The organism is Siansivirga zeaxanthinifaciens CC-SAMT-1, assembly GCF_000941055.1.
Lineage (GTDB): Bacteria > Bacteroidota > Bacteroidia > Flavobacteriales > Flavobacteriaceae > Siansivirga > Siansivirga zeaxanthinifaciens.
This window is the reverse complement of record NZ_CP007202.1, coordinates 1245234-1265221: the sequence shown is the minus strand read 5'-3', so window position 1 is coordinate 1265221 and position 19988 is coordinate 1245234. Positions and strand designations below refer to the sequence as shown.

Here is a 19988-nt window from a genome sequence, read left to right as displayed (position 1 = left end):
TCATTTAGAATTTTCTTTTTAAAAAGCACCTTTATTTGACTCTAAATTGAAATATTTGAGAATGTGACTCATTTCCAAGCTCATCATTTGTGATAACTTTCCAATAATAAACTTGCCCAGAACTAACCGTTATATTTAAACTATTGGTGCTTGGATTACCAACTTCTGTAGTTGGTGTACTGGAAGTATCTAGTAAAATAGTATAGGATGCAATATCATTATCAACGTCTGTAGCTCCCCATTGTAATAAAACCGTTCCTTCGTCAACACTTGCCCCCATTTTTGGACTTACTACTTCAGCTGGAAATGGTGGATGACTTTCTATTGGTAAACCTGCATTATAAAATCTCCATGTTTCACTATCAGCCGTTGCGTTGCCAATACTTGCTTTGGATTTTACAACCCACGAATATGGTGTTCCCCTTAAAATCCGAATTAAAAATTCGTTGGCAACGGTTTTAATCTCTCTTGATGTACCGTTATTCAAATTGGTAAGTATCAAAATATAAGAACTTGTATTTTCTGCTTCTTCCCATTTAAATAGCACATCGGTTTGAGTATCTGAGACTATAATACCTTCGTTGCATTCTGTATTGTTAACAGGAAAAATAAGCGTTACCGGTGAAGGCAAGCCCTCAATATTAGCTGTAGTATTTTGTTCTTCACTACTACATGAAATAAGAATGATTAATAAACATAATGGCATTATTTTTCTAAACGTATTCATTATTTTATAATTTTATAATTAAATATTTCTTTCTCTAGCATCACTTTCAAAATGTAAATGCCATGTGGTATACTAGCTACATCTACTTTCAATTGATTAGATGTAGCATGGTATGTTTTTGAAAATAGCAATTTACCAGTTAGATCATAAATTTCAATAGGAGTTTCTTTATCATAAAACTCAACAGAATTAATATTTATAGTATTGTTTTTTATTGGATTGGGATACACAAATGGTTGGCTATTAAAAACGATAGTTTCGTTATAAACCCCTTGACAATCTTTATTGGTTTTAACGCTTAATTTATTTACACCTTGCATCAATTCTAACTCAATTTTACTTTCGCGAGTAATTGTCACTTCATTATTTAAGTTTATATGATATATTTCGCCACCAGCTAATGACACTATTACCTTTTTACTACTTGTACCCTTACCTGTTTTAGTATTACCATTTTTACCTGTAGTTGACACTGATAGCTCATCTGGTTCTGTTACAATAATAGTGTAGCATTGTTCGTAATTAGAAACTCCATTAATTGTAATACACAAAGTATAGGTTCCAGCTGATAAACCTTCAAAACCAATTTCTGATGTAAATGATTTAGTTTCTGAATAATTTTCACCTGTAAGCGTTACTGAATAATCGTAATTTTCTTTAGCTATTATGTTTATACTGCCGTTGTTTTCTACTCTACAGGTTTCTCCCAATACGGTCAATGAATAGTTATTTGTTGGCAATGTGAAAACTTCACATCCATTTATATCTACAACGGTATTTGCAGTTGTATTGGGGCACAGGTCATCTTTATCTAATACTCCATCTCCGTCACTATCTGGCAAATCAAATTGCATCCAATTAAAGTTAAAGCCACCAGCTAAAATTCTCATTCTTAACTTATGAATACCTTCTTCTATAAATAAATTATCAGAAACGGTTTCCCATATTTGCCATCCATTTGTAATGATTGTATTAACAATAACTAACTCAGTTTCTACGTCATTCTCGTCTACAGAGTACAAGCCTATTTGTCCTACATTAAATCCAGCAATCCTAAATTTTATACCATAATTACCTGTTTGAGGTACAAAAATTGAATAATCCGCATAATCTCCTGGATCTGTAAATCCGAAGTTTTGGCCGCCACCTTCATCCGTTGTATCTTCAATTCCCAAACCTATCATATATTCATAATCTTCAACCTGAATCAATCCAGGTATTACAACACGGTCTGGCGATTCATTATTAATAGGTAAATCCATAAAGGTGATTAAAGTTTTACCTGACTGGGATTGAATGGCCGCACCTGAATAACTTACTTTAATATCATCACTTTTAATCAAATATTTATCTAAGGTGAGTATAAAAGTCCTATCTTTTAAAGGGTTTTCAGTAACCGATGTTATGACTCTTTCTTCTCCATTTACAAATACTGTAAATTGATTTAAAGTACCATCAAGCGATGATGCTAATAAAGCTTCACTAATTGTAATTTCTATAGATTTTTCGTTTTCTCCAGTATTTCCATTTAATGCATTTAACGCAACATCCAGAACCTCTCCTGTTTTTTCAAAGGCCATACTAGTTACATTAAAAGGAATATCATTATTGAAATGTAACTTTAAGCTATGCTCGCCTGCCGTTAATAACACATCTGAAACCTCAAAAGTGGTGTACTGTGTCCATCCGCCAGTAGAACTAACGGTTTGAACTGATGTTACTGCTTGATCGTCAAGAGAAAGATAAAATTCTCCTCCATTTTCTTGTGTTGCTAATCTAAAAGATACTTTATATGCCGCCGTTTCATCAATTTGTACCGTGTATTTCGTCCATTCTCCTTTGTTTACAAACCCTATATTAAACCCATTACTATTTGTGGTTTGATTATTACTTTCAATATCAACTCCATCATTTCTATAAGACCAACCACTATTCCATGCAGTAAAATTACCGGTTGATAAATTATAATCGGCCACAACCGTATCGTAATAGGCGTAGTTATTTTTACCTAAATCAAAATCTGAAGTATATACGATTCCGGGTATAGCTGTTGGTGTTCCATGATATGGTTTTGTTTCATTTGTTTGCACTTGCCTAATAATGGCATCTGGCACATCTTTTCTATACCTGCTGTTATCTATCAAAAGATTTTCTGCTAATTGCATCATTCCATCAAAGGTTTCTTGTTCTGTGGGTCTTGGTCCTTCTCCTTTCCAATAATCGATTACTTTTTGGTAACCTGGATTAATATCGACAGCATATGGACTATCAATATCTCCAATTTTTCGCATGGTCCACCAAGCCCATCCTATGTTATTATTTTCAAAAAGGGTAATAGCATCTGTAAACCAAGTATTAGAATTTTCGCCAGATTCTCCCATCCATAATGGAACATTATATTGTTCTCTTAATGGTAATATCCAGTCTAAGTCGTTCGTATTGTTAAAACTCCAATACTTATGAAAACTATACACCAAATTATCATCCCATGGCGGTAAAAGACCTCTATGGTCATTTGCATAGGAATTCCCTTCAATATATAGGATGTGATTATCACCCACTCCTCTTATACCTTGCGTAATATCCTCATAGATTTCCCTTAGTAATGCGTTTTGATCTCCTAAGTCCCAATGGGTTTCATTAATTAAATCATAACCTCCTATCCATGGGTTGTCTTTATACCTATCTGCTATCCTTGTCCATAAAGCCACGAGCTTGTCTCTGTTTTCTTGACTTTCCCAAAGTGAAGGCTTATTCGGGTCATAATCATTAATTTCCGAACCTCTTCCTTGTCCGCCCGGTGTGGCATGCATATCTAGAATAACATACATGCTATAAGGAGCTGCCCATTCAAGCACATTATCTATTAATTCAAACCCTGTTTCTATCCAAGTGTTTTCACCAGCAATAGGTTCCTCTTCAATAGGTAGTGTAAACAAATTATAATGCATTGGAATACGAATACTATTAAAACCCCAAGCGGCTAAGGAATCGACATCGCGCTTGGTGAAGTGATTTTCTCTCCATTTATTAAAAAAGGTTTCTGTATTAGCTTCACCCATCAAATCGATTAATTTTCCTTTAATCTCATGTTGAGAACCTGCAAAACCAGACGTTTGCATCATATAACCTTCCATAATCTGCCAGCCTCCAGGACCCATGCCCCTTAGTAAGACTTCTTCACCATTAGAATTAACTATTTTTTTGCCGTCGGCTTTTAACCATTGTCCCCAACTTAAAGATGTGGTTAATAGTAATAGGATAAAAAATAAGTACTTTTTCATTATATTAATATTTTTTTGTGATTGCGTAGTTTCACATTAATTGTCTTTATAATTTCTTAATAAAGGGTAGAGTGTTCTACCAATTGATAATAATCAGTAGAACACATCAAACAACTAAACTAAAACACTATTAAATTTTTAATATGGACATATTATCTATAACTACCCCACTAGTTCCATAAGTTCGACCACCTGTTCTAAATAATATATAGTAGGTTCCTGCAGAAGTAATTTCAAATTGCCCCGGGTTATTAGCCCCATCACAACCAGATGCAATGGCAGAACCTGAATAGGTTTTAATGCCACCGCAATCCCAGGCATTATATGCTTTTAAAACATATTTGTCACCTGTGTAATCTGCGTTTTGAACAGGAGCTGTTGCTCCAAGATATACTTCACCCCATAGGTCATTAATTCCAGAATATGTCATATCCATATCAAACTGATAGGTTCCTGGTTCTAACTCCACAGCTGTGTAAATTCCCATATGTTTCCAGTCTGAATTTGTTGTTTCATTAAACTTAGCTACGCCACCGGCAATGGTTACAATACCATTTGTGTTAGCGGCTTCGTAATGATTTACAATGGTCCATCCAGAATCGTCACTAAAAGTTCCATTATTAATAAGATTAAGCGAAGCTCCAAAGGTTAGATCTTTCAAAGCTTCATCAGAGCCATCTGCATTAGAAACTTTTAATTTAACTGTATATGTACCTTCTTCAGCATAGGTATAAGTAGGATTCTTTTCAGTAGAAGTCCCTATACCATCACCAAAATCCCATAAATAAGATTCGCCGAAAAAAGATGTATCTGTAAAAGTTGCTTCAAGACCAGATTTAACAACGGTAAAGCTTGCAATAGGAGGAAACAAAGGGTCTGTTCGCTCAATACCAGGCAACAACGGTGTTATAGAAACATTATCTAAAGAAAGACCAGTACCATAATCAGCACCTCCTCCTCTAATAACAAAATAGACGGTTCCTGTAGTATTAAATGTAACCAGTCCATCTCCTTCACCAACACAACTAATTTCAGTGAGTAAACCATTGAAAGGTTCATTACCACATCCTGACCATGTATTCAATCCCAATCGAATACCTCCATCAGCATAATCTTGCCCTGGCATTGGAATATCAGATCCAATATATACTTCATACCAAGAATCTGTCAGTCCACTTCCTGAAACTTCCATATCAATTTGGTAAGGCACATTTGCTTCAACATGCACTGGTTGATAGATTCCTACTTGTCCCCAATTTCCGCCTGTCCAAACTGCTTTATCTCCTGTAAAGTTTACATCAACATTGTCTGATATTGGTAAAATAGTCCAATAGTCACTACCATTAAATTCTCCGTTTAATAAAACATTAGGCCCTTGGAAATCTTGATTAATTACTATAGTTTGAATAGATTCAGCTACACCTCCATCTGTAAAAATTTTAAATCTTACATCATAATCACCCTTTCTTAAAAATATTTTACGCGTTTCATAGTCTTCTGATGAAGAATTATCCCCGAAGTCCCAATGTACATACCAAGTTTTAACCTGTGTATTCGGAGTAAATATAACTTCATTTGGATTTTCCTCACTAAATGTAAACGAAAATGCTGCGTCTTCACTTGTAGGTACATAAGCTACAAACTTATCATCATCAGCACAGCCTGTAGAAATTAAAATAATTCCTAGCATTAAAAACCTGCTTAAAAATTGTATTGTTTTCATCTGTTTATCTTTTTATAATTTTAATCGTAAAGCGGATTCTCTATGAGTTTGTTATTATTATTTCTTCTACCTTGACCAATGGGCAAGTAGTAATGACGTTCAGAAAAGTTCATTTTTTTTGCTTCAGCATCAAAAGTTTCATAGGTAAAAGTTTCATTTCCAAAACCATCAATATGTCTTAATATTCTCAAACCTTCAACCTGAATACTTAAAGCTTCAGTGGCTATACGCCATCTTTTTACATCCCAATAACGATGGTCTTCAAAAGCCATTTCAAGTTTTCTTTCATTACGTATTCTATCTCTTAAATCTGTTCCTGAATATGGCTCTAAACGAAGATTTTGTTGCAATCCTGCTCTTGTTCTAATGGGCTCTATAAAGTCTCTAGCAGTAACTTCCATATTTAATTCTATGGCTGCTTCTGCTGCATTAAGATATATTTCACCCAATCTAAATATGATACAATCTGTACCTGAATAGTATTCTTTTGTAAAAAGTGGTGCACTTGCTTTTTCTAAGTGTTTTCTAATATAAAAACCTGTTTTTGTTGCATCTGGATGAATTCCCAAACCATCTTTACCAACACCTGTACCACGGTCTGTGTCAATTTCACCATTTATTTCTGTTCCGTACCATAACTCAACTGGTAAACCTTGAAAAATATCCTTGTTGGTCAATAATGTGCCTTTCATTCTTGGGTCTCGATTTTCAAAAGGATTATTTTCGTCATAACCAGAACCGGCCTCGCTAGGTAATAGCCCTGTATCTAACATTTCATAGCTATCTAAAAGTTGTTTTGTAGGTGACATACTTCCACTCCAATCTACTCTATAGCTATAGGGTACATTATGCAAATCGTAAGAATGCCCTTTTTCATATGGAATCCATATTTTTTTAAAGATGGTTTCATCATAAGTTTCATCAAGAAAGAGGTTTGCATAATTCTCACTTGGGTCTGAATAATTATTGAACAACACATACCCGGCTTCATTGATTATCTTTTGAGATGCAGCCAACGCTAATTGGTAATATCCATCTGCATCTGATGTTGGAATACCAACCACCCCGTCTAACTGCACAGTGCCATACTTAGCAATACTGCCAGCATATAAAGCTGCCCTAGATTCTAGTGCTTTTGCCGCCCATTTTGAGGCTCTTCCTCTTTGATCGTCCCATCTGTTTGGGAGTAAATCAAATGCTGCCTGCGTATCAGAAAGAATCTGGTCATACACTTCTTTCTCTGTATTTCTTGGCGGGAATAGCTCTTCCTGTGGTGTAATGTCTGGGTTTTGTGCCTCAAGGATAATTGGAACGCCACCGTAACGTTTTGCCAACTCAAAATAACTATATGCTCGTAAAAAATATAATTCTCCTAAGCGTTGATTTTGCTCTTGTGTGGTTAAAACACTTGTAGAGGCTTGCTCTATATTTTCTATAGCATAATTTATTTTCCATAAAACATCATATCCCCACCAATCAATTGGCCAAGTGTTGTTTGTTGTTCCCCAATTACCAGGCCTAAAAGTGTTATAAAGTGGTGTCCATGAATAGGTACCCATTGCCAAATCGGATAGCGCATCGCGGTGAGAACCACCAACACCCCAGAAGTCCTCTAAATAATCCCATGGCATTCTATCATAAATTTTAAACAGATAGGCATCCATTAGGTTTTTATCGTTCCACACGTCATTTTCAGTAATTCTGTCTAAAGGTGGTTCATTTAGGAAATCGTCACCACACGACACGATAAAAGTAACTGTTAGTATTGCTAATATTAATTTCAATTTTTTCATCATAATTTTTTTAAAGTGATACATTAACACCAAAAGTTATAGATTTTGTTTGCGGATAGTACCAGCCAATTCCTGAACCCAATTGCGGATCAAAATCTTCGTCGAAATCTTTGATTACAAACAAATTATACCCTGTACAGAATAATTTTATTTCATCAAACGTTGCGTTTTCTTTACGCTTTGGGAATGTATAGCTAAGGTTAATGTTTTTAAAACGTATATGTTTACCGTTTCTTAACCAAAAATCAGAATATCTGTAGTTGTTGTCATTAAACCCACCATCTGTTATTCTAGGAAATGCAGCACCAGTATTTGTTGGTGTCCAATAATCAAATTGATAGTCATATCCGTTAAATCCATTTCGCAAAGGAGCTTGGGCTTCACCATCTAAATAAATATCATAACCAGCTGCACCTGTTAATAAAACCGACAAAGCAAAATTCTTATACTCTGCTCCTAAATTTAGAGAATAGTTAATAGCAGGCTTACTCCCATCACCAAATACTTTTTGGTCTTTTACATCAATAATACCATCATCATTTAAATCTATATACCTTACATCTCCTGGTTGGATACTTGTATTACCATTATTGTCTTGTATAGCCCATTGGTCTATCTCTTCCTGACTTTGAAATAAACCGTCAGAAATATAACCTCTTCGCAAACCTGTAAAACCTCCTGTTTCGGTTAAATTGGCTCTCATAAAAGGATCTTCCTGAAGTGTTTCATCAATGAAGACCGCTTTTTCTCTAGATTTTGAAAAATTAAGTAAAGCATTAATTTTTAAATTATCGTTTAGTTGCTTTTTATAATCAATAGAAAACTCAAACCCTTCATTTGAAAATTCATAAAAATTCTGTGCTGCTAATGCCACACCTAACGTACTTGGAACGCTAGCATTAGCGCCTGCGATAACATCTTCTCTTTTTCTAAAAAAATAGTCGAAAGAAAACTTAAGATCACTATTAAACAAATCAATATCTAACCCGACATCGTATGTTGTATTGGTCTCCCAAGTAATATCTCTATTGGGTAACGCCGTATTATCAATTGTTGGGATGGCTGTATCGTTTATTACATAAAACAGATTATAATTAAACCCACTTAACCATTGATATGCAGAAGTACCATCATTACCTGCTGTACCGATAGAGGCTCTTAATTTTAAATTAGAAATGGTTTTCTTTAATGGCTCGAAAAATGATTCTTCTGATATTCTCCAACCTAATGACATGGAAGGGAATAAACCATACTCATTGCCAGGGGCAAATCTAGAAGACCCATCATATCTATATGTGGATTCTAAAAAATATTTAGACTTATAGTCATAACTAAATCTTCCAACGAAACCCAAGCGGTTTTCACGAAACTCACCTCCATTAGCGCCTTGATTTTCCAACGACCCTGCAAAGAGCTGATCTATTTTTGTAGATTGAAAATCTTGACGACTGGCATTAAAATCCTGCCCTTGTATTTTTTGTATTTCTGCTAATAATAATCCTGACACATTGTGGTCTCCAAAAGTACGCGCATAGTTTATAGATTCTTGTAATACATAATGATTACTATAATTAGTACTTTGAGATAGTTTTGTTTCACTTGGAGAACCAGGAGGTGTAGATCTAAATACATCGTAGTTTCCAGTTTGCCTATTTAATGTAAAAAGGTCGAAACTTTTATCCCAGTCTTTAGTAAAATTAGTATTATAAACTAATGATGCATAAGACTTTAATTTAAGGCCTTTTATCTGTTTAACATCCCATTCTAAAGCAATTTTGGCGTCAAAATTATTATTTCTTGCTCTAAAATAACCTGCATTAAAATCTCTTATGCCTTCAACGGCATGATTAGGAGTTGTACTTGGTCTGGCAGGCGTTCCATCTGGATAGTATGCCAAATCTGATGGTAAAGATCTGCTTAATTCTCTAAATATATCATAAGCTGAATACCCAGGAGCTTCATTTAATTGTCTACGGGCACCCATATTTATGGTTAAATTTAAGTTATCCGTAATATCGGCATCTATATTTGCCCTTAAATTATAACGTTGAAAGGACAATACATCTTCTGTATAGTTAGAGCCTTGATCTACATATCCTGCAGACACGAAATACTTAACTTTTTCTGTACCCCCTGATAAATTTAAGTTATGCTGCTGTTGAAATCCCCAATCTTTTAAAACCAAATCTCGCCAATCTGTATTAGGGTAGTTTATAGGGTCTGCTCCAGAACGAAATAGTTCAACTTCTTCATCTGTAAAAAATTGATTTTGACCTGCGTTTCTTAAACCTTCGTTTAATATTTCTGCACGATCTCCTGAACTTAAAAACTCAGGATATGAGGTAAAAGATGTATAAGTAAATTGATTGCTGTATGAAAGTTTTGGCTTCCCTATTCTTCCCTTTCTTGTGGTTATCAACACAACTCCATTACCCCCTTGCACGCCATAAACAGCTGCAGCTGCAGCATCTTTAAGTACCGAAATACTTTCAATTTCGTTAGGGTCTAACTGATTTAAATCTCCAGGAGCTCCATCAACTATAACTAATGCGCTTCCAAAGTTTCTAACTTCGAAACTAGAATTGCTAAATCCTGGTTCTCCAGAACTTTGCTGAACAAAAAGTCCAGAAGCTAAACCTTCAAGTGCGTTACTTACATTTGGTACTGGTTGCCTTTTTAAGGTTTCCTCATCAATTGTAGATACCGATGAAATAAGCTTAGTTTTAGATTTACTTCCGTAACCAACCACCACAACTTCATCTAAACTATTAGTGTCCTCTACAAGCTTAATTGCTAAACTAGCTTGATTAGTTATTGATATTTCTTTGGTAACATAACCAAGGTATGAAACGACTAATACATCTCCTAAAACAGTTTCAATAGAAAAATTTCCATCAAAGTCTGTTTGTGTCCCAGTACTTTTTCCCTTAATGATTATATTTGCTCCCGGTAAAGGCAAATTGGCTTTATCAGTCACTTTTCCTGTAACTTGTCCTTGAGCTACTCCAACAAAACTAAAGCACATAAATAATGCCAAAGCTAGAATAGGGGTTTTTCCCCAATCTTTCAAACAATTAAAAAACATTGTTTTTTTCATAATTTTAGTTTAGTTAATATTCTTGAACTGTTTAGCTATTTAATATGGTAAGACTGAAGAAGGAATAACCTTGCTTTAGTCTTTTTAAACTTGCTATTAACGCTTAATCAGTTTTATAGTTTGTGACCCAAATTCTGTACTGATTTTGGTGATGTAAATACCAGAATTTAAGCTTGAGGCATCAACTTCAGCCGATAAACCGTTTGGACGTAAATCAAGTACCCTTTTACCCAGTATATTATACACATCTATAGAATTGATAACTTGGTTTTTAGTGGAAATATTCCAAGTATCTGTTGTTGGGTTTGGATATGTTGATAAGCCTTCTATCTGGAAACCTTTAGTGCTTAGTGAAGCAAATGCTCCAAATACAAAATTATCTAATTGAAAAACATTTTGAGCAGGATCAACTCCGGCATCAAAATTAGTTTGAATATCAAAAAACACTGCTATTTTAGTATTATTAGTAGAGCTAAAGCTCGAAAAATCAAACGTTAGTGTTTGCCATACATTTGGTGTAGTATAGTCGGCTATTACAGCATGCTCAGTCCCACCACTTTCAACTTTTATAGTGAGCGTTGAAGTTCTTGGGCCATTTACATCTATTGAGAATCCCCTATCCCCAGAAGATAAATCTATTCCTGCATTATGTATATATTTTATTTGAGACCACCAATCATCATTTACACCTGAGGCTGTAGCAACGCCACCAGCTTCAACATAATCAAGAAGTCTCTCATTTCTGAGTGGCGTCGGCAAACTAAAATCAAAACTAAAATCAGATACAGGTGTATTAACTGCACCAACAAAAATTTCCTTTGTAAATGTATTAGAACCTTCAGTACTTGAGGCAGTTAAAGAAACTAGATACTGACCCTTATAAGCATAGGCATGGGCAGCAGGATTTGCATCGGAAGAAGTTGTACCATCTCCAAAATCCCAAGAATAGCTTGTTGCATCTGTAGAAGTGTTGGTAAAAGTAGCCATTAGATTTGATACAGATGTTACTTCTGTAAAATTTGCGACTGGTTGCGCATCATCAGCAACCAGCGACCAATTATCTAAAGTTATACCAGAAGCCCCAAATGTTCCACCTCCAGTTCTAAATAATATGTAATAAGTTCCGGTAGAGGTAATTTGAAATTTCCCTGGACTGGAAGTATCACATCCAGCAACAACAGCTGATCCAGAATAAGTTTTGATACTACCACAATCCCAAGCGTTGTAGGCTTTAATAACCTGTTGGTCACCGCTATACTCAGTATTATCAACTGGTTGCACAGATCCAATAAATACTTCGCCCCATATGTCATTAATTCCGTCATAAGTCATATCCATATCAAATTGGTACCAACCAGCGGTTAGGTTTACAGTTGTATAAAGCCCCATGTGAATCCAACCAGCATCAGTTGGGTCAATTTTTCCAATATTCACTTCTCCTCCAGTAATAGCTACTGAGCCATTTGTGCTATCGGTTCCATATTGGTTTACAACCGTCCAACCTGTGGCATCATCAAAAGTACCGTTTGTAATAAGGTTTTGGGCAAAACCCATAGTTGTAACCATTAATAATAATAGTTGTGTAATTTTTTTCATCTTATTTTAGTTTTAGTTAATAATAGTCTACACCTGTAAAAAGAAGATATACAGGCTACAAGCTGTCACAAAGATTTAATAAACCTGTGTTCTAACCCAGAAAAATACATCTACAAAACCTAGAAGTTGATTTGTAGAATGCTCTACAAAACCTCTACAATTAAATTATAAAAAACTGAAAATGAGGTTTTTAAAAAAAAATAAAACTAAATAGATTGAATATAATTTGTTAAACTGAATTCTTTAGGTAAGTTGAGTTTTTTACGAAGACGCCAACGGGATTGTTCTACACTTGTTATGGATATATTCATCAATGAAGCTATTTCTTTTGAAGAAAGATTTAATTTTAAATAAGCACTTAATTTAATTTCATTAGAAGATAAATCTGGATGTTTTTTTCTTAGCTTCTCAAAAAAATCAGTATGTGCGTTTCTAAAGTGAAGTTCAAATGTGAGCCAATCGTCTTTATCTACAAGATGATTGTTTATTTTCTTAATTACTTTTTTGATCGGAGAACGCAGGGAACTATTTAAAACATCTTCGTCAATCTTTTTAATATCTTTTACTAGTTCGGTAAGTAGTTCGTTCTTTTTAATATTATTTAATGTAGAAGCTGCTAATTCAGAATTTTTCTTTTTTATTTCTAAGCTCAAATTTTCTTCCTTTAGTTTAAGCATTTTTCTTTCGGCCTCTAATCTATCTAATTTAAATTTATCTTCTTGTTGCTGTCTTTTTTCTGCTTCTTCTTCTTTTAAAGCTGCTATTTGTTTTTTAGATTTTGCCTTAAAATAGCTTCTATATAACATACTAAGTATCAAAATGAAAAGTGCATATGTAATAAAAGCTATTTTTGTTAAATACCAAGGAGGTATTACATAAAAGGCTCTGGCAATAGTAGTTGAGAACATTTGATTTTCTCCTCCAGAACGCAGCTCTAATAGATAATTCCCTGATGAAAGCCCTGGAAAACTTAACTCTGACGTATAATCCCATTTGGACCAATCATCTGAATGCCCTTTAAGTCTATATTGAATCTTTTGTGAACTAGACAAAGGCGTTTTGCGGAATGCTAAACCAATTTTTATAAAATTGTTTTTGTAGGGTATTTCTAATTCTTTTTCATTGTTAATTGGAGCTAAAATGGTATCTGATGTTCCTATTAAGTGAATATAACTTATTTCTGGAGGCATATTAACAGCAGTCCCAACATCTTGTTTTCTAATAGTATGAAAAAGCATGCCTTCTTTAAAACCTATTCCATAAACTGAATCATTTAATTTACTAAATTTATTAAAATCGTTTAAATGCTTGTTTCTTATTGAATAAAAAGGTTGATCTATCGTTGCGATTTTATTGCCATTACGTAATATATAACCTATAGATCTCGGGTTTGAATACCAAAAAATATTTTCATTTTGAGTAATAACATTTACACCTTTTATATCTTTAAAAACCTTGGATATATAATTAGCGGTTACAAAAGTATTATCAATGGGATCATAATTAAAAAACCCCTTTGGGTTATGAAATACAATATCATTATCAATCTTACTTAAATAAGCGTAGGTATCTACAAATCTATTGTCAATACCATAAAACTCTGCTTTGCGAAGTATATGCCCATCATCAGACAAGTCTAACCTATAATATCCCTTAGAAGGATGTGCTACCCATAAAAATCCATACTTATCAAACTCCATAAAACGGGAAGACTCACCGTAGTTTTGCCATTTGGTAACAAACACCCATGCGTTATTTATACGCTTGAATACACTTATTCCAGAATAAAAACCAACGTACATTACGTCATTATGTATTGGGTGTTTTCTAATTATCCAAGCACCTCCATCTATATGTAAGGTTTCTAATTTTTTATTTTTTATTATGGATATCCCTTGATGCGACCCCACTAAAATTTGATCACCTACCTCATCAATAGTCCAAATTTGACCTACATCTTTATCTATTAGCTTTGGAATTGATTTTTGACTTCTCCAGTTTTTAACGAATAAACCTTGATTAGTTCCCAAATACAATAAAGAATCCTTTAAAAAACTTGTATATACTGTTCCAAATTCACCTTCAGTATCCAAGAGATAGCTTGTGTTACTGTTTGTTTGAATATAGCTTAGGCCATTATCCATACCAAGCCATAAATTATTATTATTATCTACAAAAGTTTTTCTAATGTTGTTATTGGATATACCGATTTTCTTATCAATATGAAAAAGGATATCTCCTTCTTTAGAAGTTATGTAAGCACCGTTCCTAACAGTACCAATTATGAGCTTATCATCCTCAAATTTTTGAACATCATTTACCAAGTAATTTTCTAGTAAACCGTTTACTTCCCAGTTATTTTTACTTAATATTCCATCTTCTAAAGTCCAAACGCCTTTATTTTTTGTGATAATAAGAAGTTTACTAGGAGCATTTACAAAAACACCCCTAATATGAAATTGTTCAGGGTCAGTACCATCTATTTGCACTAATTCTTTATTATTAATTTCAAATAACCCACTATAGTCTTGTATAAAAGCACGATTTTCTGATGAAAATAACTCATTGAACCCTCTTATAGCACCCACTGATTCTATAACAGACGTTTTGGGATCATAAATATATATTTGTTGCCAAGTTTGAAACAAAATCTTGCCATTAATTTCAACTATTTTATAAAAAATGGGTAATAACGTATCATCCTTTTTTAGCCGCTTAAAAAACAAACTATTATACTCCAAAACACCCTTGCTGTTTTTAGACCAATAACCAAAACCACCATGTCCTCCTGTGTATATATGCTTATCATCTTTGTAAAAAACAGATCGCAAATCTGATTCTACACCATAACTATACTTTTTCCAACGAATACCATCAAATACCAATAAAGCTCCAGAAGTAGCAAAATACATTTCACCATTGCCTCCTTGTGAAATATCATATATTGTTAAACTGCTATTTGTTTCTTCTTCAGTGAAGTTTTTAATAAAGGGAACCCCAGGTGTATTTGATATTTGAGCAAATATTGAGTTGCAGACAAATATTAAAAAAAGATAAATTAATATTCCGTATATATTACTAACTAATTTCAAATTGACAATTATTTAAATAAAATTTTTATCCAATTAAGCAAAGTGCTATTTATATATTATGACTAACAATTTAATTCTATTCTAAAAACCTAAATGCGTTTACCTACGGTTCTGTTGACTTGTGCCATGTATTTTTTTTGAATACCTTCTGTAAATTTTGATTTATCTTGATGAAACCCTGCTTCGGCAATCGAAAACATTTCAGCATTTTGACCTCTCAAATTTTTATCGCTCCACAAAATAATTTCTGTAATAATTGGAGCCAACTCTATGCCTTTTTCTGTCAATAAATAGATGTTTTCTTTTTTGTTGTCAGGCAATTTCTGTTTTGTGATTAACTGATTTTCTTCCAGCCATTTTAATCTTGACGATAATATTCCAGGTGCTATTCCCTCAGGGGAAGTAGAAAAGTCCTTAAACGTCTTCTTCACTTGAAACAACATATCTCTTACAATAAGCAAGGACCATTTATCCCCTACGATATCTAAAGTAGAAGCCAATGGACAGCCTGACCTAAAATTATTTTTCATTTTTTACTATTATTTTGGTAGTAATAAAATAATTCGATTACTTTTGCTACTGATTTAATAGCAAAAATAAAATTTTTAAATGAATAAATCACAACAAATCGTACTTATAACGGGCGGAAGTTCAGGAATAGGACTTGCTCTCGCCAAAAAATTTATGGAAAACGACAATACTGTAATTATCACAGGTCGTAATCTCCAAAAATTAGAAGCTGTCCAAAGGGACTTTCCCAAAATCCATATTTTTCAAAGTGATGTTACGGATGACGCAGATGTAAGAAAACTTGCAGACGACATTAACCAACAATTTGGCGGCATTGATGTACTCTTCAATAATGCGGGTATAATGAATTTGATAGATGCAGGAAACGAAAGGAATGATTTGCATAAACAAATGCAGGAAATTGAAATCAACTACAACTCCCCCATTAGAGTCTTGCACTACTTTCTACCACAATTGAAAAAAAGTAATAACGCAATTTTGGTAAATGTTTCCTCGGGTTTAGCATACGTGCCTTTTGCACAAGCACCAACTTATTCAGGAACAAAATCGGCTTTGCATTTTTGGACATTAGGTATTCGCCCTCAATTGAAGCCACACAATATAGAAGTGGTAGAGCTTCTTCCGCCAGTAGTTGATACTCCATTGGCTCACGGAGCTGATATTGCCGAAGACGATAACTTAAAACCAATGCCACCCGAAAAATTAGCTGACATTTTTTGGAAAGATTTCAAAAATGGAAAAGAAGAGATTACACCGGGAATTTCCAAACAATTGAAATTGATGAGTAGGCTTGCTCCCAAATTTATCTTTAAGCAATTGAATAAAAAACCAATCCCAAACCAAAAATAGTTACAGATAAAAAATAACAAAATGGACAATTTTACTATTATCAACTTACAAGCCTTGACAGGCACAATCGCAATTATTTTAGGTTTCAAGTATTGGATTCAGCCTCGAATTTCAAAACTATCCTTACACGAAGCACTATTACCTTTCGTATTCTATAACGCATTTCGATATTTAGGTTTAACGTTTATGGCAAAGGAGCAGTTTTATGACGGTTTTCCAACTGAATTTTTAACTACAGTCGGAATACTCGATTTTACCACAGCTATTTTAGCTATTATAAACGCAATTGCTCTAAAAAACAAATGGAGTTTTGCCATTCCTTTGGTTTGGATTTTCAATATCGTAGGTTTTGGAGATTTAATAATTGCTTTTCCTCAATTCTTTGGTTTAGAGCTTTACAATCATAACCTCGGTTTAATATGGTTGTTTTTTGTAACCTATGGTTTAGGTTCATCCTTAAGTCATATCTACATATTTGTTAGATTATTCAAAAATTTGAAAAAAGTCTCTAAATAAAAAACAGAAGTTAGCAAAGAACTGAGTTAATAAACTGCAATCAACACTAGTTATTTGCTCTTTTCTTTGGCTACTTTTTTATCAAGAAGTGCTTTGATTTATATTTTACCCCCTTTGGATATTGATGAATTTTAAATATTTTTTTTGTTTTTAAAATCAAATGATGTTTTGTAACAAATCCTATTAATGAAAATGTATTTTCAGGCTTTTGTAATCATTTATTTAATATGAATTTTGATATTTAATAAGATATAAATTGTCATTTCTAATCCAATGCAACAAACAGGGGCTAGATATTGATTTTACAATATCTCAGAAAAATTAATTATTACAAAATTACCATATCAATGCACCACAAATTTCTGTATCATTACAAATTAATATTTTCATATCTATAGCATATTGAAATTCCTATTAATTTTTGATTTGAAATATGCTGAATTAGAAGATAAAATGGCTTTTTTTATGATTATTATTACCTATGCTTTACTGTATTAAAATCGATTTTCAACGATTTTTAACGTTTATAATACGTTTAAATCGATTTTAAGTTATTTTTTAATTCCAAGCTTAATTTATTTTGGTTGAATTATTTTTTAAAATAATTTTTATTTTAAAAAATAATTTGCCCTTTGATTTTCCCTACTGGGATGAATTAAATTTATGGACGCTATGGTTTTTGTTTTCCTTGTTCTTGAATTATTTGATTGAAAACAATAGATAAAAAATATAAAAAGTAGTCTCTAAATAATTTAAAAAGGATATTTTCAGTGTTCCCTTATAAACTTTAGTTTAAGATTTGATTATTTCCTGAAACTTCTAAATAAGAAATCATTTGAGCAAAATCAGATACTACCGCTTAACCTTTAAAAGAAAAGTTAGCGGTTACAATTATAAACTATAAAGGTTCTAATTTAATTTTCTGATAATTGATATTTAGAACTTTTTGCCGATACGCTATTTAAGTATTAAGACGCATTATTTTGTTTATTTTTTTCAACTGACTTATAAATTAAAAAACCTCCTAAAGCTAAAGCGCAAGTAATAATTACGCCGTAAAAAAAGTAACGCTGTTTCTGTTCATAAATTAGCTCTTCTGGTTTCTTTAGTATACCGACCAACTCAGCTTGTTCAATTGGTGATAAAAGTTTATCCATGTTATTCAATATGACGGTTTCCATATATTATTAATTTTTTATTATTATTATTTTATTGTCTTTATTCTGAAAGTAGATGTCATAAATACGATTTATTTGTACTTTATTTCCGTTGTCGTCTATTTTAACAACAGCACCATGGTAAGCATCAAAATCAAATCCATGGCTTAAAAGTGTTTGCTCCGAAAGCGGTCCTAGATTAAAATCTATTAACTTTTTCAGAATTCTATAATTTTTTCTGATTGCTTTATCCTTTTCTAAAAGGTGCCCTTCTTCAATGGTTCTTTTTAAATAGGCACTCCTATTTTTACAAACATCATCACAATACAAGCGTTTAGAGCTCTTGTAGTTTTGTATTTCAGTCTGGCATTCTGGATTTTTACATTTTTTTTTCAACTTCATAATTTACTCTTATTTTTTATTAAATATATAATATATTGTAAATTTATAAATTTTTTTTTAATACATTTGTTACTTATAATATAAATATATGGACTTATTTGATTTATTTCCTAAACTGGCAGAAAAACGGGTAACACTTAACGACTTAGATGTCCCATACCGCATTTATGTAAATTGGGGCGAAAAGGGGATTATTGATTACCAAGTTAGTGAATCGGCTACAAACAAGGAGGTCACTAGAAGACGCGTGGAACTAAATTACTTCGAAGCGTTATGGGTACTTATAATAAAAGAACTTCGTGTTATAGGATTATCCCTAAAAGACTTAAAAAATATAAAGGACTATTTATATGAACCGATAGACCAAAGTTATTTTAACAGCCTAAGCGATCAAACGATATCTGAAATAGTTGAAAAAGGGCTTCCAGAAGAGCTAAACTATATGGCAACTGAAGACGAAGGATTTAATGTAGAAATTATAAAATCAATTTTAGAGAATATCCCTGAAGATTATAAAATATATTTCACTAATCTAGGAGGGTTAGTCAGTTCAGTTCTTCTTTTTGGTCATACACCAGCCCTAATACTTCACAGAAAACCTCTAGAGGTTTCTGAAGAAGCTACTTTCAGTTATAACATATTTAATCCTGTAGCTGAAGATATAGAAGCTAAAATGAATGCCAGAGACTTTAGAGAAGAGCTTGTAACAAATTTAATCCACCATTCTGTAATAAATATCCCCATAGTACCTCTGGTATCAAAGTTTTATCAAGATGAGGCTTTGTATAAATACACAGTGCTATTTGCGCTTTATACTCCAAGTGAATTAGAACTTTTGAAACTATTAAAGCAAAAAGACTTTAAACAAATAAAAATTTACAGAAGCCACAATAATGAAACTTTTGAAGTAGAAATAACCAATGAGCAAGATTTAAAAAACCATGAGGCTCAAGCGATAAGAACTCTCATTGGTTTAAAGCAATACCAGCGTGCTGAGATTATTTTTAGAAACGACAAGCATTTGGTAATTAAAAATATACTAAAAAAACAAATATAGTCCTAAGAGGCCCTTAGCACTTCATCGCCAAAAGTGAGATGACAATAGTAGCTCTATTTTTATCCACCATATTGGAAATCGTGAATATTAATGAAGCAACAACAATTTTAAACCATCAAAACAAAACACCTTATACGGAAGCAGAAATAAAAGAGATTATTAAC

13 protein-coding genes are annotated in these 19988 nt (G+C 33.0%); 3 read left to right on the top strand and 10 right to left on the bottom strand.

Annotated features, from left to right (window positions below):
* Nucleotides 1-31: 31 nt before the first annotated feature.
* The 8 genes from AW14_RS05605 to AW14_RS05570 all read right to left on the bottom strand — a co-directional run bounded on the left by AW14_RS05605 (nucleotide 32) and on the right by AW14_RS05570 (nucleotide 15842).
* Nucleotides 32-727, bottom strand: coding sequence for a fibronectin type III domain-containing protein (locus AW14_RS05605; RefSeq protein ID WP_044637923.1), 696 nt, complete (start codon nucleotides 725-727; stop codon nucleotides 32-34).
* Nucleotides 727-4011, bottom strand: coding sequence for a carbohydrate-binding protein (locus AW14_RS05600; RefSeq protein ID WP_044637922.1), 3285 nt, complete (start codon nucleotides 4009-4011; stop codon nucleotides 727-729). The genes AW14_RS05605 and AW14_RS05600 overlap by 1 nt, the downstream gene beginning before the upstream one ends.
* Before the next feature lie 130 nt (nucleotides 4012-4141).
* Nucleotides 4142-5734 carry a PKD domain-containing protein gene (locus AW14_RS15015; protein ID WP_218916000.1) on the bottom strand — a complete coding sequence of 531 codons (1593 nt, stop codon included), beginning with the start codon at nucleotides 5732-5734 and terminating at the stop codon, nucleotides 4142-4144.
* Nucleotides 5735-5754: 20 nt separating this feature from the next.
* Entirely contained in the window at nucleotides 5755-7530 is a 1776-nt protein-coding gene (locus AW14_RS05590) for a RagB/SusD family nutrient uptake outer membrane protein (protein WP_044639505.1), read from the bottom strand.
* Nucleotides 7531-7537: 7 nt separating this feature from the next.
* Entirely contained in the window at nucleotides 7538-10624 is a 3087-nt protein-coding gene (locus tag AW14_RS05585) for a SusC/RagA family TonB-linked outer membrane protein (protein ID WP_245617622.1), read from the bottom strand.
* 96 nt (nucleotides 10625-10720) lie between these two features.
* Nucleotides 10721-12220 (bottom strand): T9SS type A sorting domain-containing protein, encoded by a 1500-nt coding sequence (locus AW14_RS05580; RefSeq protein WP_044637921.1) that lies wholly within the window; start codon nucleotides 12218-12220, stop codon nucleotides 10721-10723.
* Nucleotides 12221-12426: 206 nt separating this feature from the next.
* Entirely contained in the window at nucleotides 12427-15312 is a 2886-nt protein-coding gene (locus tag AW14_RS05575; RefSeq protein WP_044637920.1) for a ligand-binding sensor domain-containing protein, read from the bottom strand.
* A gap of 89 nt (nucleotides 15313-15401) precedes the next feature.
* Nucleotides 15402-15842 carry a winged helix-turn-helix transcriptional regulator gene (locus AW14_RS05570; RefSeq protein WP_044637919.1) on the bottom strand — a complete coding sequence of 147 codons (441 nt, stop codon included), beginning with the start codon at nucleotides 15840-15842 and terminating at the stop codon, nucleotides 15402-15404.
* 79 nt (nucleotides 15843-15921) lie between these two features.
* Here AW14_RS05570 and AW14_RS05565 point away from each other — a divergent pair, with 79 nt between their 5' ends.
* Both AW14_RS05565 and AW14_RS05560 read left to right on the top strand, forming a co-directional pair.
* Nucleotides 15922-16692, top strand: a complete 771-nt coding sequence (locus AW14_RS05565) for an SDR family oxidoreductase (RefSeq protein ID WP_044637918.1) — start codon at nucleotides 15922-15924, stop codon at nucleotides 16690-16692.
* 21 nt (nucleotides 16693-16713) lie between these two features.
* Entirely contained in the window at nucleotides 16714-17208 is a 495-nt protein-coding gene (locus AW14_RS05560; protein ID WP_044637917.1) for a hypothetical protein, read from the top strand.
* Between the two features lie 968 nt (nucleotides 17209-18176).
* Here the strand turns inward: AW14_RS05560 and AW14_RS05555 are convergent.
* Nucleotides 18177-18365, bottom strand: coding sequence for a hypothetical protein (locus AW14_RS05555; protein ID WP_044637916.1), 189 nt, complete (start codon nucleotides 18363-18365; stop codon nucleotides 18177-18179).
* A 30-nt stretch (nucleotides 18366-18395) separates the two neighbouring features.
* Nucleotides 18396-18767, bottom strand: coding sequence for a hypothetical protein (locus AW14_RS05550; protein ID WP_044637704.1), 372 nt, complete (start codon nucleotides 18765-18767; stop codon nucleotides 18396-18398).
* Between the two features lie 88 nt (nucleotides 18768-18855).
* Here AW14_RS05550 and AW14_RS05545 point away from each other — a divergent pair, with 88 nt between their 5' ends.
* On the top strand, nucleotides 18856-19824 hold the full coding sequence (locus AW14_RS05545) for a hypothetical protein (RefSeq protein ID WP_044637915.1): 969 nt from the start codon (nucleotides 18856-18858) through the stop codon (nucleotides 19822-19824).
* Nucleotides 19825-19988: the final 164 nt, after the last annotated feature.

Bases quoted from the DNA above. Each gene is read 5' to 3' on its own strand.
- AW14_RS05605 (WP_044637923.1), bottom strand. From the start codon at position 727: ATGAATACGTTTAGAAAAATAATGCCATTATGTTTATTAATCATTCTT.
- AW14_RS05600 (WP_044637922.1), bottom strand. From the start codon at position 4,011: ATGAAAAAGTACTTATTTTTTATCCTATTACTATTAACCACATCTTTA.
- AW14_RS15015 (WP_218916000.1), bottom strand. From the start codon at position 5,734: ATGAAAACAATACAATTTTTAAGCAGGTTTTTAATGCTAGGAATTATT.
- AW14_RS05590 (WP_044639505.1), bottom strand. From the start codon at position 7,530: ATGATGAAAAAATTGAAATTAATATTAGCAATACTAACAGTTACTTTT.
- AW14_RS05585 (WP_245617622.1), bottom strand. From the start codon at position 10,624: ATGAAAAAAACAATGTTTTTTAATTGTTTGAAAGATTGGGGAAAAACC.
- AW14_RS05580 (WP_044637921.1), bottom strand. From the start codon at position 12,220: ATGAAAAAAATTACACAACTATTATTATTAATGGTTACAACTATGGGT.
- AW14_RS05570 (WP_044637919.1), bottom strand. From the start codon at position 15,842: ATGAAAAATAATTTTAGGTCAGGCTGTCCATTGGCTTCTACTTTAGAT.
- AW14_RS05565 (WP_044637918.1), top strand. From the start codon at position 15,922: ATGAATAAATCACAACAAATCGTACTTATAACGGGCGGAAGTTCAGGA.
- AW14_RS05560 (WP_044637917.1), top strand. From the start codon at position 16,714: ATGGACAATTTTACTATTATCAACTTACAAGCCTTGACAGGCACAATC.
- AW14_RS05555 (WP_044637916.1), bottom strand. From the start codon at position 18,365: ATGGATAAACTTTTATCACCAATTGAACAAGCTGAGTTGGTCGGTATA.
- AW14_RS05550 (WP_044637704.1), bottom strand. From the start codon at position 18,767: ATGAAGTTGAAAAAAAAATGTAAAAATCCAGAATGCCAGACTGAAATA.
- AW14_RS05545 (WP_044637915.1), top strand. From the start codon at position 18,856: ATGGACTTATTTGATTTATTTCCTAAACTGGCAGAAAAACGGGTAACA.